Below are 16,730 nucleotides of genomic sequence, written 5' to 3'. Positions count from 1 at the left end.
ATATTCTATAGATTTTCCCTCTTTACGTTCCTTTCAGGGATTTGGACATACCTTACCTTAAAAAAGAACAAATAGTTTTTAAATTTTCCTTGAGCCAACCTTATTTCATTTGTTATTGGATGGTAGAGGTAATTCAAATAATGAAACGTAGTCTCGTTTTTTTTCTGATCGTCATCTCCCTGTTTACTAGCTCAGTGTATGCTCAAGGTAAAGTGGAAGGAAACGCATTACGCTTGAAGGGTGCCTTGTTCGCTGGTAGCCTTCGCACTGACTTGGAAAAAAGAAACTTTTACGGCGATATTGTTGGATTGGAATACAATCAAGATTGGCAAAACAATCGAGGAATGACACTCATCAATGATCTGGGGTTTGATTACTTCCACTCTTTGAACGCAGGAATCTTGAGTAATGTATTTTTAGGTTTACATTTAAATCGATTCACTCGCGGTTATGAATGGAATTCCTATTATGCTTCGGGCCTTGGTATCAAAGAGGGCGATTATCGATTACTCTATTCCGATATCAATTTAGGATTTACTCTTTCGCCTAGTTCCAACTTTAGAATCCTTCCCAAATATGTGATTAGGAGTATGAGCCAGTCCTTCGAAGGAAATTATCTCGGCATTGGTGGCCCATCTTACCTAGGGCAAGATACAAAAACTACTTCTGGTACGTCTGGGCTCGTTGGTGTTGGTTTTGAATTTGATCTGAACGATCGAGCAACACTATTTGCAGACTTCTTGCTCTTTGGACCTTTCCTCTTGAATTCTTCAGGAACTTACAACTCAGAACAGTTCAGAGTTTATAACAATGGTTTAGGATTTAATTATGCTAACGGTGGTTACACCTTCTATTCTGAAAAAATAAGTGTTGGTGGAAGTATTGTTGTGCTGCCTAAACTTCGACTTTTTGTGAGTTTTGAAAGAGAAAATATGACTGCAAAATCGAAGAGTCCTGTTGCTCTCAGTTTTGCTGGAGACAACTTAGATAGAGTTGGAACTTTGATGGAGTTTGTTTCCGCTACCGCTGCACACGATATCTCATTGTCGGGTGTCAAATTCGGAGTTACTTACGATTTAAATTTGTAACTTTTCTACTAAAAGTACTTGCAAATCCGATGCACTTGGAAGTAATGGTAATTACTCCTGGTGATTATGGAGAGAAGGCCATACCCGTTCCCATTCCGAACACGGAAGTCAAGCTTCTCATCGCCGATGGTACTATTGGGTTCGCTCAATGGGAGAGTAGGACATTGCCGGGTTAGCACTAATAACTCATACGAAAGCGTGGACTTAGGTTCACGCTTTTTTTATTTCTGGACGGTTTGTGTGAGCCGGCTGCCGTCCGCGACTATTCGCTAGGCAAACAAAGTTTGCTCCGCGAATGTCGCCTGCTCGTTCCCTATGGGTCACTGCGCAGCTTTGCCGGTTTGAATTTATGAAATGGAAAGCTAATCGAAAGGTTGGCTTTTTTTATTTGTAACGCGTTGTTTTGCTGGGTTAAGGTTGATATAAAATTTAATCCTTTAGTCAAACTCTCAATATTCCGCTTTTAACCAAAACGTTTGCTCTTTTTTTCGTCTAAGAAGTGGTATGGGTAATAGTATCAGAACTAATCAAAGGGCCGCCCGTTTTTTTACTTTGGCTGTTATTTGTTCTTTGCTGGTTGCCACTGTTTGTACTGCGGGATTGATTTCCTGTCCCAAATCTTTTTCCGGTGACCAGAATTTGAGTTCGGATGAGTTAGAATCTTTTCCTTGCCATACCAGTGAAACTAAGGAAGAAACGGATTGCCGTTGTTCCGAAATTGGATTGGGAAATGATTCCTATAATCTTTCAAACTCCGTGGGTGTGGCACCATTAAAAAGTGATTTGTTGTTTTACTTATCTTACCTTCCTCTTCATGCCATTATTGACTTTGTTACCTGTCGTAATCTTTCTTTTGTAACCGATACAAACGATTTTTTTTCAGATTCCGTACGCCTACTCATATAAACTCCTCTTCGTTTCAACTTACGAATAGGAGTATTTATGTTTTTAGGAAAAAATTACTTTAGAAATAAATTATATAATAATATAGCGGCTGTCTGTATTTTTGTTTTGCCGCAAATTTTGTTTGCGATTGAAAAATCGGAATCGATGGAATCAAAAATACAAATGTTACTCGGTTCTCATCCCGAGTTACTTGTGAAATATTTGGAATCAAAAGAGAAACACCATCGGTCGGAACATGCCGATGTTTATCCAGATCCTAAATTCGGATTTGCCTATCGGTCCTATCCCTATCGTGGCGATGTGACCCGTGAACGTAGTCGGCCTGATACACCTGGAATGACAGGGAATGAATATTCGATCTCGCAAGAGATTCCCTTCCCTGGCAAACTCGATTTAGAAAAACAAATAGTCCAAAAAGATTCAGAATTAGACAGGTGGAATGCTGAGTGAATCAAAAACCAATTCATTCGCAATTACTTTGAAACTATCCTCATTAAATCTGCTTTGTCCAGAGAGATCAGAGATCTTGAGTCATTAGAAAAAAGTATCACTTCTGGCGGTAAGTTAGAGTCGAGTCAGTATTCTGCGGGTAAAAGTAATATCACGGGAACACTGCGAGCTTTAAACCTTAAAGAAAAGATAAAGGATCGTCTGTTTACTCGGAATACTCAGCTATCGGAGTTAAATGCAAAAACATCCTACTTCTCTTTAGATAATTCTTCTTTTTTGATTTCAGAAGAAGAAATTTTAAGTTATTTAAAAGTAAAAGAGGGTGACCTTATAAAAAGTTACTCTGATGAATTGATTGGTAATTCACCTTACTTGAAGTATGCGGAAGTTAATACTGAAAAAGCCGTAGCCGAAGCAAAGAAAGAAGAAATATTACATTACCCTGAAACAGAAGTCTTTATCAGTTACATGCAAAGGAGGCGAAAACCTTTTTTATTGGATAGTGGACCTCTGAATGTATCGGTTATGGACAACCCTGAGTTTTCTGGTGATTTGTGGAGTGCAGGAATTACATTACGAATTCCTGTTTGGTCACTAGGAAAATCAGGAGAGTTAAATCGAGCCAACTTACTCAAAGTGAATCGGATGCAGTTGGAGAAAAGAAAACAAACTTATTTATTGGAAACAGAACTGAAAACTTCGATTCAGGCTTGGATGGGGAACAAACAAAGAGTCGAAAATTTTCAAACATCTTTGCTCCCTACGCTGAGTAGGAGTATCACCACTTCTGCTTCGGCTTATACAAAAGGCGATATTAGTTTGGTCGACACCTATCAGTTTTTAAATGAGTCCATTGAAATGAAAGCAACATTTCATGAAGTGAATTTGAATCGTTGGTTGTCTCTCTTAAAAGTCTTGGAGATCACAAATAGTATACTACCAGAGGAGAATAATCATGAAAAATAAAATATTAAATGCAATCATTTGTGGATTCGTTGTTTTGGGACTTTCTTGTGCAGATAAGGCTACAGTAACGAAAGATATATACACTTGCCCCATGCACCCACAGATCGAAATGGATCATGAAGGGGAGTGCCCTATCTGTGGAATGACATTAGTGAAAAAAGAGCCATGGATTCCTCCTGAAAAAACTGGCAGTATTCTACAGAAGGAGAATGCGGAATCGTTTTCACTTTCGGAAGATAAACAAAGGTTAATCGGTATAGAAACGAGTTCAGTCGCTAAAGGAGATGTTATCAGAAATGTTTCCTTTAGTGGGAAAGTTTCTTATGATTCGGATTTGTATTCCACTTACAGCGAATACCGATCGCTTTCGGGTAGTGTTGGTCCGGAAGCCTTCATTCGAAAAAGTGCGAGATTGAAATTAACAAAATTAGGTTTGAGCGAATCACAGATCCAATACCTGAATCGTAAGTCAGAAGATATCCTTCTTACAGGAAGATCAAAAAATCAAGTTTTGATTTTTGTACAAGTATATGAGGGAGAAATCAATCAGATAGTCAATGGAACAGCAATGGAGATAAAAGCAGATTCGATTCCCAATTTTTCGTTTCCAGGGAAAGTTGTTGCTTCTGGAAATTTAGTGGATGAAACAACGAGAACCCTTTCCGTTTGGTGCGAGGTGACAGATCCAGGCAATCGATTGAAACCGCAAATGTATGTGCAATCATCCGCAAAGATAGAAAAGAAAAATGTCCTTCGAATCCCAAGAGAAGCGGTCTTCCCCACAGGAAAACGGGAGATTGTTTATGTGAAACAATCGGAAAATCATTTTAGTCCGAGAAGTATTCAAACGGGATTTGTTTCTACGGAATGGGTTGAGGTATTGGAAGGTTTGATAGAAGGAGAAGAGATCGTATCAAAAGCAAACTTTCTATTAGATTCTGAGGCAAAACTAAAGTTAGGTGGAATTCATGATACGCACAATCATTAAATTTTCAGCAGAAAATAAATACTTAATCCTTTTTATCACAGCATTGCTTTTATTTGTATCTTACTTTTCAGTTAAGAACATCGCAATGGATGCTTTACCTGATATGTCAGATACTCAGGTGATTATCTATTCGAAATGGGACCGTAGTCCTGATATCATAGAAGACCAAGTAACCTATCCGATTGTTACCTCTTTACTTGGGGCACCGAAAGTTAAATCTGTTCGTGGGTTTTCTGATTTTGGATATTCATTTGTTTATGTTATCTTTGAAGATGGAACGGATTTGTATTGGGCAAGATCTAGAGTGAATGAATTTTTATCTCAATTGCAAAGTAATCTTCCTAAGGATGTGACTTTGAACCTTGGTCCCGATGCAACAGGTGTTGGTTGGGTGTTTCAATACGTTCTTGTGGATGAAACTGGGAAAATGGATCTATCAGAACTTAGATCGTTACAGGATTTTAAATTAAAGTATCTATTTACTTCTGTTCCAGGTGTTTCCGAAGTTGCGAGCATCGGCGGTTTTCGTAAACAATACCAGATACAAATTGATCCCTTAAAGTTGCAAATTTACGGAATTGATATGGATACGGTGATTGATCGTGTTCGTGAGTCGAACGATGAAGTAGGTGCGCGCCTATTAGAAATTGGTGGCGCTGAATTTATGATTCGAGTGAAGGGATATGCAAAATCGATTGAAGATCTAGAGAGAGTTTCTATCGGTTCGGATCGAAATGGAACTCCCATTTTTCTATATAATATTGCGAAAGTCATCACTGGTCCCAATTTAAGACGAGGGGTTGGCGATTATAATGGTTCGGGAGATAGAGTCTCTGGAATTGTTGTTATGCGACACGGAGAAAATGCCTTACGAGTGATCGAAGATGTTAAATTAAAAATGGAATCCATTCAATCTTCTTTACCGGAAGGAGTCAAAATCATTCCAGTATACGACAGGTCTGTTTTGATTCACAAAACAATTCAGCTATTAAAAGAGAAACTCTTAGAAGAGATGATCGTTGTTTCTATCATCATCCTTATCTTTCTTTGGCATATCCCATCTGCGATTGTGCCAATTTTGACCATACCTATTGCCGTGTTATTATCTTTTATACCGATGTATCTTGCGGACATCGGTTCTAACTTGATGTCACTTGCAGGAATTGCTTTGTCGATTGGAGTTCTTGTGGATGGAGCGATCGTGGAAGTAGAGAATGCCTATAAAAAATTGGAAGAATGGGAATCGGGGGGAAGGATCGGGGATTTTCATGCAGTTAGGTTAGAAGCTCTTTTGGAAGTAGGACCTTCCGTCTTTTATTCTCTACTCATCATCGCCGTTGCATTTTTACCAATATTTACTTTGGTGGATCAAGAAGGGCGACTTTTTCGGCCACTTGCTTTGTCTAAGAACCTAACAATGGCCATTGCGGCAATCCTTGCCATCACTTTAGATCCAGCATTTCGTATGATGTTTACAAGAATGGATCCAATCGTTGGATTTACTCCGTCTATAAATAAAATTCTAACCTCTGTGTTTGTTGGTAAATACTTACCAGAAGAAAAACATCCGATCAGTAAAAGACTCTTTGGTTTTTATGAACCGGTAGTAAAAAAGGTTTTAGAATATCCTCGTCGTACGGTTTTGGCTGCCTTTGTCCTAGTTGTTCTGACTTTGCCAGTGTTTTATAAAATTGGCACGGAGTTTTTACCTCCTTTGAACGAAGGAAGTATTCTTTATATGCCAACAACACTTCCTGGATTGTCCATTGGAGAAGCTGAACGTATCTTAAACCTAATGGATATCAAACTAAAAGAATTTCCGGAAGTTGAGTCCGTATATGGGAAAGCTGGTCGTGCGGAATCGTCAACAGATCCTTCTCCACTTTCCATGTTTGAAGTGATTATCAATTTAAAACCTGAGTCGGAGTGGAGAGAGGGAATGACGAAGGATAAGTTATTAGAAGAAATGAATCTCTCCTTGGATTTTCCCGGGTTTACCAATGCTTGGACTCAGCCCATCCGCGCAAGAATCGATATGCTTTCGACAGGGATAAGAACTCCTATTGGAATTAAGGTGCAAGGTGAGAGCAGTGAAGAAATACAAAAAATTGGAATCGCTATAGAGGAGACTTTAAAGAATGAATCGGGTGTGCGTTCGGTTTTTGCAGAAAGGACTTCTAGTGGATATTATTTAGATATTAACATTAAAAGGGAGTTAGCTGCCAAATATGGGCTGACCATTGAAGGAATCCAAAAGACGATACTTTCTGCATTGGGAGGAGAAACAATTTCCACTTCTATAGAGAAGAGAGAAAGGTATTCCATTCAGATTCGGTATCCAAGAGAATATCGTGATAATTTAGAACGAATTATGAAAGTCTTGATTCCGATTAGTAATGGGGCTCATATACCATTAAGTTCTATTGCTACTGTTGAATTTGTGACGGGCGCCGCAATGATCAGAGATGAAAATGGATTTCTAACTGGATACGTTTATTTGGATACTACCGAAACAGACTTGTTGGGATTTGTATCGAGAATGCAAAAGATTGTTGAGTTGAATGTGAAAATTCCGAAAGGGATTTTTCTCGAATGGAGTGGTCAGTATGAGAATATAATCCGTGTTAGGAATCGTATGAAGATCGTTTTACCTATCACTCTCGTATTGATATGTCTACTTCTTTATTGGAGTACAGGATCTATCGTGAAGGCATTGATCGTGCTAACAGCAGTTCCTTTTTCTTTAATTGGTGCCATCTGGCTTATTTATTTTTTAGGGTATCAAGTCTCCATCGCTGTTTGGGTCGGGATGATTGCCTTGTTAGGTCTGGATGCAGAAACGGGTGTTTTTATGTTAATGTATTTGGATCTGTCTTATGAAAAACACCGAAAGGATAACGAAGTGATGACAATCCCTATTTTGAAACAAGCAATCATGGAGGGCGCTGTTCAGAGGATTCGCCCCAAGATGATGACAGTGATGTCTGGATTCATTGGATTATTGCCAATTATGTGGGCAACGGGATCTGGGGCCGATTTGATGAAACGAATTGCAGCTCCTATGGTGGGAGGTCTTGGAACAAGTTTTGTAATGGAACTAGCAGTTTACCCCGCCATCTATTTGCTTTGGAAACAAAAAACTAGTATATCAAAATAATCTAATATTTTTTTTTGTATTTTATTTCCAGAAAATAAGTAGATTCACTAATATAGAAAATGAAGCCATAAAAGGGGCGATAGCGAAAACTTTTAGTCAGGTCTGCCGATTGGTATTCGCTTGCGCTTTTTTTTGTAACCGTTTTAGTTCTAGGAAGTAATGCAAAACTTGATCCCGAGTGAAGTTTATTCTTCTCTCATTCTACAATACTTATATGATGCGGTGATCGTTACAGATCTGGAATTCCGAATCACTAGTTGGAATTTAGCGGCGGAACGTATTTATGGGTTCACCGCAGAAGAGGTGATCGGTGAGTCCACAATTTCCATTTTAAAAACGGAACAATACAATTCAACAAGAGACAATCGTATATCAGAACTTCAGAGCAAAGGGATTTGGCAGGGAGAAGTATTCCAATACAATAAAGAATCCAAAAAGTTAAAAATTCGATCAGCAGCCAGTCTTCTGAAAGATAAATCAGGAAACACCATCGGCGTCATCGCAATCAATCGCGATATTACTGAAGAAAATAAAATCAAGGAAGAACTTACCGATAGTGAAGAGCGTTTTCGAATGAGTTTTGATAACGCAGGAGTAGGAGTTTGTATTTTAGACTTGGATGGAAGGTTTATTCGAGTTAACAAAAAACTAGAATCTATGTTGGGGTATAGTGGAGTTGAACTCACTGGAAGACGAACAAATGAGTTCGCTTATGAGGAAGATAAAATACTATTTGATTCGTTCCGGGAGTCAGCACTTAGCGGTTCGAAAGAAAATATGATATATGAGAAACGATTTTTCTCAAAAGACAAAAGCATTCTATGGGTTGAAATATCCAATACTTTGGTCAAGGATAGAAACGGCAGTCCTTCGTATTTTGTAGTCCACATGAATGATATAACTGGTCGCAAAAATGCTGAGTTTCATTTACTCAATGCTATCAAAGAAGCCGAAAGAGCCAATCAGGCCAAATCAGAATTTGTAGCCAATATGAGCCATGAAATTCGAACTCCACTGAATGGGGTCATTGGTTTTAATGAATTGTTATTAACTACAAACCTAGATTCTGACCAAAGGGAATATGTACGAAACGCCATTAGCAGTGCGCACGGACTTCTTGGTATTATTAATGATGTTTTAGATATCTCCAAGATTGAAGCCGGGAAACTAGTATTAAACGAAGTCACTTCCAATTTAAAACAGATCATAAACGATTCGTTAGGTGTATTGAAATGGAAGGCAAACGAGAAGGGAATCGAACTCAGACTTGAAGAGGAACCCGGAATACCGGAAATCATTTTGGTAGATGCGACTAGGCTTCGTCAAATTCTCATCAACCTACTGGGGAACGCAGTAAAATTCACGGAAGTTGGGGGAGTTGTATTGAAGGTAAAGACTTTAGGGTCCTTCCATCAAAAAACTAAACTAGAATTTACTATCAAAGATACTGGAATTGGAATCGCAGAAAAACATAAATCGCATTTATTCCAATCGTTTTGGCAAGGCGAATCCAACTCCACACGTAGGTATGGAGGTACTGGACTTGGGCTTAGAATCACTAAATCATTGTTAGATTTGATGGGAGGAAAAATAGAAGTCGAATCCGAGGCGGGTGTTGGGTCGGAGTTTCGTTTTATGATCGAATGTAACTCTGCAAGCGATCATTCAGAACAAATCTCACAAGACGAAGATGAAATTCAAAAAGAAGTGTTATTAAACTTCAGTCAATCTACATTGACTAAGATCTCTCCCAAGATATTAGTCGTAGAAGATAATGAAATGAACCGTGAACTCCTAAAACGAATGATCCAAAAATATATTCCCAAAGCTAAAATTAAAGAAGCTGTCGATGGGTTAGAGGGCGTTCGTTTTTTTCGGGAATCGAAACCTGATTTGGTGTTTATGGATGTTCAAATGCCCAATATGGATGGATTGGAAGCAGCTACGGAGATTCGCAAACAACCATCGGGCAATCAAGTTCCGATTATTGCCCTCACTGCAGGTGCCTTATATGAAGAGCGAAAAAAATGTTTTGATGTAGGAATGGATCAATTTTTGACCAAACCGATCGATATTTTAGCACTCAATCAAATTCTATTTCGTTATTTGAATCGATAATCCTTCGAATAGAGTAGCAAAAACTTTCGAATGAATGCATTTTGTCCAAAATGAGACGATTTCCTTTTTTAGCTTATCTTGGTCCTGGACTTTTGTATGCCGGTGCCGCCGTTGGTGTTTCTCATCTTGTGCAATCGACTCGCGCAGGAGCTGTCTATGGTTATGGACTCCTCTTAGTTGTGTTATTTGCCAATTTGATTAAATATCCATTTTTTGTTGTTGGAACCAGGTATACAATCATTACCGGTAAATCATTGTTAGATGGCTATGAGGCATTGGGCCGTTTGCCTGTATGGATTTTTTTCTTCATATCGATTGGAACGATGTGTATTATCGTGGCCACAGTAACTCTTGTCACTTCAGGACTCTTTTCCAATCTCCTGGGAATTACTATGGAACCATGGTTACTTTGTGCGATTATTTTGGTATTTTGTTTTCTTTTACTCGCAATTGGAAAATTTGCAGCCCTCGACGGACTGATGAAGTGGATCGTGGTTTTGTTAACCGTCTCAACAATCGTTGCTATGATCCTTTCTTTTTACGCGGCCATTCCTAAATTAGAAACCGAAGGGAAGTCTTTTTCCATTTCCAACTTGGGTGACGTTGCTTTTCTAATAGCCCTTATGGGTTGGATGCCCATCCCGATTGAAGCTGCTGTTTGGCAATCGGATTGGACACTTGCAAAAAAAACTCCCGATGGCAAACTTCCACCGATGAAATACGCGATGATCGATTTTAACATTGGTTATATTGGAACTACTTTGCTTGCCGTATGTTTCTTGGCGTTAGGTGCTAATATGATGTACAATACCGGAGCCGAGTTTTCTTCACAAGCAGTGAGTTTTGCATCTGAACTAGTTAAGTTATACACATCTGCCATTGGGTCTTGGTCTTATCCTATCATTCTCATTGCTGCATTTTTTACTATGTTCTCCACAACTTTAACATGTTTTGATGCTTATCCAAGAGTTGTTTCCAATGCCAGTCGTCGTTTGTTCAAACCACTAGAAAAAATTCCGACAGAAAAACTCTATTGGTACTGGATTGTCATTGTAGGTGTGGGATCCATTCTCATTTTGCTTTTTTTTAGAACTAATATGAAGAGTTTGGTAGACTTTGCGACCACCGTTTCGTTTTTAAATGCGCCAGTTCTTGCTCTCATTCATCATTTGATTTTATTTGGAAAAGAAATTCCGAAAGAACAAAGGCCTAAACCTTGAATGAATTTACTTTCTTGGTTTGGTATTTTATTTCTTTTTGGATTTTCGATTTATTATATCAATATTACATTTCTTTAAAGTATGGAGAGAGAAAAAACACACTCTATTTTTTTCTCTCTTTCTCCACTTTTCTATTTAATCCTATCCATTCTTTTTTTTCGTTTTGTTTGGGTGATTCCATACCCGCATCCGGTGGCTTTGTTTGTGGCAGGACTTCTTTCGTTTTTACAACGAAGGAATAGAAAGTTTGTATTTCTGAAATCGTCCTTTCGTAAAAACTTTCTCTCTGTATTACCAGCGATGGAAATCCTTTTTTTTGTAGGAATGCTCATCGCCTCTTGGGCTTATTCGGGAGTACTTTTGGCAATGATCCAAACAGGTATTTTGTTTTTGCAGCCGGATTATTTTTTACCTTCTTTGGCACTTGTCGCCGCCATCGCAGCTATGGTTTCTGGTTCTTCTTGGACCACTGCAGGAACTCTCGGTGTGGCCCTTATGGGTGTTGCAGAAGTGATTTCTTTTCCGCAAACCATGGCTGCAGGTGCCATTGTCAGTGGGTGTTACTTTGGAGATAAACTTTCGCCACTTTCTGATACAACCAACTTAGCTTCCAGTTTAACACATGTTCCTATATGGACTCATATTCGACATATGTTAAAGACAACGTGTATTAGCTTCGGGGTTGCCATCCTTGGATTTTACATTTTAAATATTTATGTTTGGGATTCTAACAGAATCACAGATTTGTCTTTGCAATCGGGAGCTCTTTTGTCTGGTCCTACTAATCAAATCTCTTGGATGAAATTCATCCCTGTTATTTTGGTATTTGGATCTTCTGTATTTAAACTACATATCAGATTGTCCTTGTTACTCGGGATTGTTTCTGCCATTGGGTTTAGTGTGAGTGAATTAGGATTTCAACTTGCGATTGGAAAGACCTTGTTTTTTGGGTTTGAATCCCATTCTGGCAATGATGTGTTGGATCGTTTTTTAAGTGGAGGAGGAATAGTTGCCATTTTACCTACAGAAATTCTTATTCTCGCAGCTGTTTGGTTTGGTGCTGTTGTAGAGGGATATGGATACCTAAACGAAATTTTAATTCATGTTAAAAATTGGGCTAAAGACAGGTGGGATATTTTACTCTCCACGATGGGGACTTCGTTTCTTCTTAATTTGGTAACGGCAGACCAATATCTATCGTTAGTCATTCCAGCGCGGGCTTTTCGAAGTCTTGCGGAAGAAAAAGGAATTCCCGAGAAAGACATCTCTCGTTCCTTAGAAGACTCTGGTACAATTTCCTCCCCACTGATTCCTTGGAATAGTTGTGGAGCCTTTATGTCTACATCGCTTGGTGTTTCAGTGTTATCCTTTTTTCCATTTGCCTTCTTTAATATATTTCATATCATCCTATCTGTATCACTCTTACTGATTGCAAAAAATAAATCCAAAAGTTCATACTTGAACTAACCAAGTTCATAGAATCGAAAAACGGATCTGACTGTAATTGATAATAGAGTTTCTTTCCTTTCTGGATGAAATATAAATTCCATCCATGTTACCAAAAATACTAGATGAAAAAATTCTACCTCTCATTGAAGAAGCTCGCTCCAATAATGATCCCAATATTGTAAAAGAACATTTGCCGATCTGGATGGTGGATCGTTTGGCTAAAAAAAGAAAAATTACTGATGATGAAAGTTGTGAGATGGTGGTAACTATTTTGGAAGTTTTTTCAAAGATGTGGGCACTTAGTCTGAATTATCATATAACCAATGTTCTTGGGTTTTTTGTCACTTATGCTTTTAACCAGTATCGGAATCGTTTTCGCCGAACAGAGATTTCTGAGTCCGGTGAACTGTATTTGCAATTGTGGAATTATGACCAACCAGCAAACGAGGAGGTTCCTACTAAACTTTGGGAAGAGATAAATCCAGTGAAAGCAGAATTGGAAAAACTACCAACTCTAACCGCGTTGGTTTTGTCCTTGCAGTTTGATTTACCGATGAAGCAGAATTTAAACCAACTCCTTCTATGGAAGTTACGTGAAACCAATCATGATGTGGAAGGTTTCTTTCGGGACTGGGAAGAAAAACGTTTTCGCCAACGTCAATTGTTATCGCGCCTCTCGGGTATGATCACTCGGTATACCAGAAAACTTTATGAAGCTAGCGATCCGAATCGGAGGAAATGGTATCTCAAACAAAAGAAAATCTGGATTTTACGAAGGACAAGAGCCACGGATCGAAGTTTTTTTTCCGAACGCGAGATCGCAAAACTCTTAGGTATTTCCAGAAAGGCAGTTCGCAACCATTTGTCACAGGGAAAACATGAACTTCGTAGAGTCGGCAAAGATTTATTGCACTATGCATAAAAATTTGCTTTACATTCGGCAAAATCGAAGGATTTTAATGGCAACACCACCTTCCGAAGGGTTATGAAAATCAAAGTTACTAGTAAAAACGACGTGCACATCATTAAAATTGAAGGTGCCATCAAAGCCGGAAATGAGTTCGAGCTATCTGAAAAGATTGAACAGTACATCAAAAAAGGCCAAGTCCCTAAATTTATTATTGATTTGAAAAAGGTTCCCTTCATCAACTCAGCTGGTTTAGGAACGTTTCTCAATATTTATAAACATATTGATGGCCTGAATGGTAGACTTGTATTTGCGAACTTAAATTCCGATATCGAGAACCTAATGGAAATCACAAAACTTTCTAGCGTTTTCGAGATATATAAAACTCTAGAAGAGGCTGAAGACTCCTTCGAATATTAATCGCTCGAGGCGATTCTACTAATGAATCCAATCCTGAAGGTAAGTTTAGGAGTCGCCAAAACAAAAACCTTTCGCGGACTCCTAGTCCTTTTTCTACTTTATAAATCTGTATTCAATGCATTTACCGCAGACCTACTGGTTCCCAAACTAGTATCTCATTTTACTATGGGAAGAATGGAGGGAAATTTTGGGTCTTTCTCTCTTTTTTTTGGAATTGAGATCAATGACTTTCGGCTCTACCCAGGGTTTCCTTTTGAAAAGGTTCCTTTGGCAGAAGCAAAACAGATTCGTCTTCGTTACAACCTTCCTCTCCTAGTTTTCGGAAAAATCAAAATTTCTGAAATTGGTCTCCAAAATGCTAAGTTTCAAATCGAAGAACGTTCTGGTCGGTGGAACTTTGCTTCCCTTTTAAAAAAGTCAGAACCCCCCATACCGGAACCAATTCCAGAGCCAAAACCACCACTAACGGAAATCAAAACCTACCTTCCCTTACAGGCCAGTGCTTATATCAACTTGGATGCGGTCGAGTTTCAATTGAAACGTGATACAGGTTCCCTACATTTTTTTTCCATCCAAGATCTATCCTTACAAACGGAACTGGAGACTAACCGGTTTACATCCATCCCTTTTGATTTTTCAGCAGTCAACCAGATCGATCATATCCTTCTTTCTCTTAACGCAACCAAACCAATTCCATTGGATTTGGATTCAAAGGAGCTAAGGTGGAAACAAACGATTCCTATGTCTTTACGATTCGAATGGGATAGAACTGTTTCACCAGAGATGTTTTTGTTTACCACGGACATTGGAAAGGATGATATCCTGCTTGAAGTTCGAGATAAACCTGTTCAACTCGGCTTACGTCTGTTATCTGATATCCATTATGATAATCAATTGGATCAAATTGGTATCAATCAACTAGACCTTCGAGTATTAGGTCAATCTTGGCTGAGTTTAGCCGGTTCCATTCAAAATGTTTCTAAAGATACATCCACGGTTGCTATTGTTGTAGGAAAGTCTAATATGCAGTTGACTTCATTTCAAAGGTCGATCGATCAACTTCATGGAATTGTTCCTGAAATGAAGTTATCAGGTGATCTTTCTCTTGAAGGAACGGGGGTAAGTGGAGACTGGAAAAATGCAAATGCTAATTTAAAATTAAAGGCTTCGCAGTTGTATTTAAAGATGGGAAAATCGAAAGCCCATTCCCTTCCTTCTGCTTTACTAGACATCTCTTCTCATTTAAATTTAGCAGATACTAAACCTTTAAGTGCGGAAAAACCATTTCCTTATATAAAATCTCTAACGATTTCGCCTTCACATATTGATTATAATGGGGCTTCATTGTCTTTATCAGGTGAGTATCTAGAATCCAAGGGTTTGGATATTCATTTAAATGTCGATAAGCTTCAATTAGGTGATTATGTTCCTGGACTTGGTGGAAAGTTACAGATGGATCTCGGGGTATTGGGTGAATCATTTGCAACATTGTCTCTGCAAACAAAAGCAAAAATTGATGGGTTCAGATACCAATTGGATCGTTCCAGGTCACCTTCCTCTTTGCTTGGGTTGGATCTAAATGCTGTTTTATTATTTGATCGTCCCTTCGGACTTTCAGAAGTCAAAATTTCCGATCTGAAATTAGATCAAAAGACAATTACGGGAAATAAAGCATTAGAGTTAGATTTAAAAGGGAATGTTCAACCAGGGTCAAACCTCGTTGCAAACGTACGACCGTTAGGTTTAAATATTTACACTCCAAATCTTTTGCTTGTGCTTCCTCTAGTATTAAAAGAAAAAATTTCTCCAATCCAGAATCTTCTTGGGAACCATCCAATATTAAAATTGAATGCTCGTTATTCTGCTTCGGGCAATTCCAAAAAAATTAATGCAGAGGTGAATGCCGAGTTACCTGGTTTGGAAATGAAAGATCTAAAATTGTCAGCAGATCTTTCGTTATCCGGTGCAGAGACAAATGAAATTATAATCAGAACTCTGAAAATGAATGCCTTTGGTGGGATATTCAACTTAGCAATAAATGGACAGTTGAATAAAAATGGAAAGCCGAAACCACCGTTAGGTCCTTATTTTGGAAATTTGGATCTAACATTTGGTTTGGTATCTGCAACGAAACAGTATTTGGCCAAGGGGCTTAGTTTTCAAGGCGACTTGGGTTTAAACTTATCAATTCGTGATTATGATATCAATGGTGAATTCCATTCAAAAGTTCCCGTGATATCGTATAACAACCAGAAGTGTCCTGGGGAACATTGCCAGGCATATCTTTTGGAGGAAGTCATTGCAAAAATTCCCATCCAACACAATTTAGCGCGGGAAAGCGAAGATAGTTTGATAGTGGGTGATAAATCCATATTTATAAAAAACTACGGCCGAAACAACCCGCCTAACTTAACCATTGGACAAGTCCTTGGAACTCATCCTAATATTCCTAACCTACCTTTTGAGTATGTAAAACGACAAAAAGACACACCGGGTCTTACTGCGTTTATCGAGTATAAAGAAAATTATGCGAACATTGAATCCTTACGATCTTATTCTTTGGATGGATTGGTTTTAGGGAAAAATATGATTTTTAATTTAGGAAATTTGGATCCTAAATCTATGGAGTTTCGTGGAAACTTTCTCATCAGAGATATTGATTTAAAACAATTGATGGCTCCAAAAGTCAGAGATAAAATTGATGATGGAAAATTAAAAGCGGATCTAAATATTTCCGTTCGAGATTTGAGTGAACCTGTTGCCAATTTGGATCTTTTCTTTTCGATCTTCCAGATAGGCCGTGATTTTGGGAAAAGCGCTTTGAATGTTATATCTCCTCAAAACTTTCTAATTGATCGCATAACAGATAGCTACTCGATTAATAAAATAGACGTTTCTTTGTCCAAGGGTCTAGTTTATGCAGATGTATATTTTAACCGATCATTATTGTCTTTGTTGATTAACTTAGAAGATGGTAAAATTTCACAACAACGAATGCCACTTGCCAATTTTTTGAAACGTGCGCAAAGCGAAATCCAAACATACCAAGAGTGAGGTATTT

12 protein-coding genes and 1 rRNA gene are annotated in these 16,730 nt (G+C 38.4%); all 13 read left to right on the top strand.

The window, feature by feature from the left end:
* Positions 1-140 precede the first annotated feature (140 nt).
* The 13 genes from LEP1GSC195_RS09950 (at position 141) to LEP1GSC195_RS09895 (ending at position 16,723) form a co-directional block, all read left to right on the top strand.
* Positions 141-1,088, top strand: a complete 948-nt coding sequence (locus LEP1GSC195_RS09950) for a hypothetical protein (protein WP_015680696.1) — start codon at positions 141-143, stop codon at positions 1,086-1,088.
* A 56-nt stretch (positions 1,089-1,144) separates the two neighbouring features.
* Positions 1,145-1,261: ribosomal RNA gene (gene rrf / locus LEP1GSC195_RS09945) — 5S ribosomal RNA — on the top strand.
* A gap of 331 nt (positions 1,262-1,592) precedes the next feature.
* Positions 1,593-1,994, top strand: a complete 402-nt coding sequence (locus LEP1GSC195_RS09940) for a hypothetical protein (RefSeq protein WP_040506634.1) — start codon at positions 1,593-1,595, stop codon at positions 1,992-1,994.
* A gap of 36 nt (positions 1,995-2,030) precedes the next feature.
* Positions 2,031-2,444, top strand: a complete 414-nt coding sequence (locus LEP1GSC195_RS19535; RefSeq protein WP_015681343.1) for a hypothetical protein — start codon at positions 2,031-2,033, stop codon at positions 2,442-2,444.
* Positions 2,445-2,498: 54 nt separating this feature from the next.
* On the top strand, positions 2,499-3,410 hold the full coding sequence (locus LEP1GSC195_RS09935; protein ID WP_015680496.1) for a TolC family protein: 912 nt from the start codon (positions 2,499-2,501) through the stop codon (positions 3,408-3,410).
* Positions 3,400-4,398 carry an efflux RND transporter periplasmic adaptor subunit gene (locus LEP1GSC195_RS09930; RefSeq protein WP_015682328.1) on the top strand — a complete coding sequence of 333 codons (999 nt, stop codon included), beginning with the start codon at positions 3,400-3,402 and terminating at the stop codon, positions 4,396-4,398. The genes LEP1GSC195_RS09935 and LEP1GSC195_RS09930 overlap by 11 nt, the downstream gene beginning before the upstream one ends.
* A complete protein-coding gene (locus tag LEP1GSC195_RS09925) occupies positions 4,379-7,555 on the top strand; it encodes an efflux RND transporter permease subunit (RefSeq protein ID WP_015682195.1) in 3,177 nt (1,058 codons plus the stop codon). The genes LEP1GSC195_RS09930 and LEP1GSC195_RS09925 overlap by 20 nt, the downstream gene beginning before the upstream one ends.
* A 159-nt stretch (positions 7,556-7,714) precedes the next feature.
* Positions 7,715-9,673, top strand: a complete 1,959-nt coding sequence (locus LEP1GSC195_RS09920) for a PAS domain-containing hybrid sensor histidine kinase/response regulator (RefSeq protein WP_015682406.1) — start codon at positions 7,715-7,717, stop codon at positions 9,671-9,673.
* A gap of 50 nt (positions 9,674-9,723) precedes the next feature.
* Positions 9,724-10,893 carry an NRAMP family divalent metal transporter gene (locus LEP1GSC195_RS09915; RefSeq protein WP_232227755.1) on the top strand — a complete coding sequence of 390 codons (1,170 nt, stop codon included), beginning with the start codon at positions 9,724-9,726 and terminating at the stop codon, positions 10,891-10,893.
* 81 nt (positions 10,894-10,974) lie between these two features.
* Entirely contained in the window at positions 10,975-12,360 is a 1,386-nt protein-coding gene (locus LEP1GSC195_RS09910; protein ID WP_015681088.1) for a Na+/H+ antiporter NhaC family protein, read from the top strand.
* A gap of 85 nt (positions 12,361-12,445) precedes the next feature.
* The gene (locus LEP1GSC195_RS09905) at positions 12,446-13,264 is read left to right on the top strand and encodes a DNA-directed RNA polymerase sigma-70 factor (protein WP_015682239.1); all 819 of its coding nucleotides are present in this window, start codon (positions 12,446-12,448) and stop codon (positions 13,262-13,264) included.
* A 63-nt stretch (positions 13,265-13,327) separates the two neighbouring features.
* Positions 13,328-13,669, top strand: a complete 342-nt coding sequence (locus tag LEP1GSC195_RS09900) for an STAS domain-containing protein (protein WP_002989181.1) — start codon at positions 13,328-13,330, stop codon at positions 13,667-13,669.
* 21 nt (positions 13,670-13,690) lie between these two features.
* Complete coding sequence (locus tag LEP1GSC195_RS09895; protein ID WP_015681311.1) at positions 13,691-16,723, top strand: LIC_11026 family protein; 3,033 nt, start codon at positions 13,691-13,693, stop codon at positions 16,721-16,723.
* The last annotated feature ends 7 nt before the right edge of the window (positions 16,724-16,730 follow it).

Origin of the sequence: Leptospira wolbachii serovar Codice str. CDC, assembly GCF_000332515.2 — a bacterium.
Classification (GTDB): domain Bacteria; phylum Spirochaetota; class Leptospiria; order Leptospirales; family Leptospiraceae; genus Leptospira_A; species Leptospira_A wolbachii.
The sequence above is the reverse complement of the archived record's forward strand: the minus strand, read 5'-3'. Positions and strand labels throughout refer to the sequence as shown.

Bases quoted from the DNA above. Each gene is read 5' to 3' on its own strand.
- LEP1GSC195_RS09950 (WP_015680696.1), top strand. From the start codon at position 141: ATGAAACGTAGTCTCGTTTTTTTTCTGATCGTCATCTCCCTGTTTACT.
- LEP1GSC195_RS09940 (WP_040506634.1), top strand. From the start codon at position 1,593: ATGGGTAATAGTATCAGAACTAATCAAAGGGCCGCCCGTTTTTTTACT.
- LEP1GSC195_RS19535 (WP_015681343.1), top strand. From the start codon at position 2,031: ATGTTTTTAGGAAAAAATTACTTTAGAAATAAATTATATAATAATATA.
- LEP1GSC195_RS09930 (WP_015682328.1), top strand. From the start codon at position 3,400: ATGAAAAATAAAATATTAAATGCAATCATTTGTGGATTCGTTGTTTTG.
- LEP1GSC195_RS09925 (WP_015682195.1), top strand. From the start codon at position 4,379: ATGATACGCACAATCATTAAATTTTCAGCAGAAAATAAATACTTAATC.
- LEP1GSC195_RS09920 (WP_015682406.1), top strand. From the start codon at position 7,715: ATGCAAAACTTGATCCCGAGTGAAGTTTATTCTTCTCTCATTCTACAA.
- LEP1GSC195_RS09915 (WP_232227755.1), top strand. From the start codon at position 9,724: ATGAGACGATTTCCTTTTTTAGCTTATCTTGGTCCTGGACTTTTGTAT.
- LEP1GSC195_RS09910 (WP_015681088.1), top strand. From the start codon at position 10,975: ATGGAGAGAGAAAAAACACACTCTATTTTTTTCTCTCTTTCTCCACTT.
- LEP1GSC195_RS09905 (WP_015682239.1), top strand. From the start codon at position 12,446: ATGTTACCAAAAATACTAGATGAAAAAATTCTACCTCTCATTGAAGAA.
- LEP1GSC195_RS09900 (WP_002989181.1), top strand. From the start codon at position 13,328: ATGAAAATCAAAGTTACTAGTAAAAACGACGTGCACATCATTAAAATT.
- LEP1GSC195_RS09895 (WP_015681311.1), top strand. From the start codon at position 13,691: ATGAATCCAATCCTGAAGGTAAGTTTAGGAGTCGCCAAAACAAAAACC.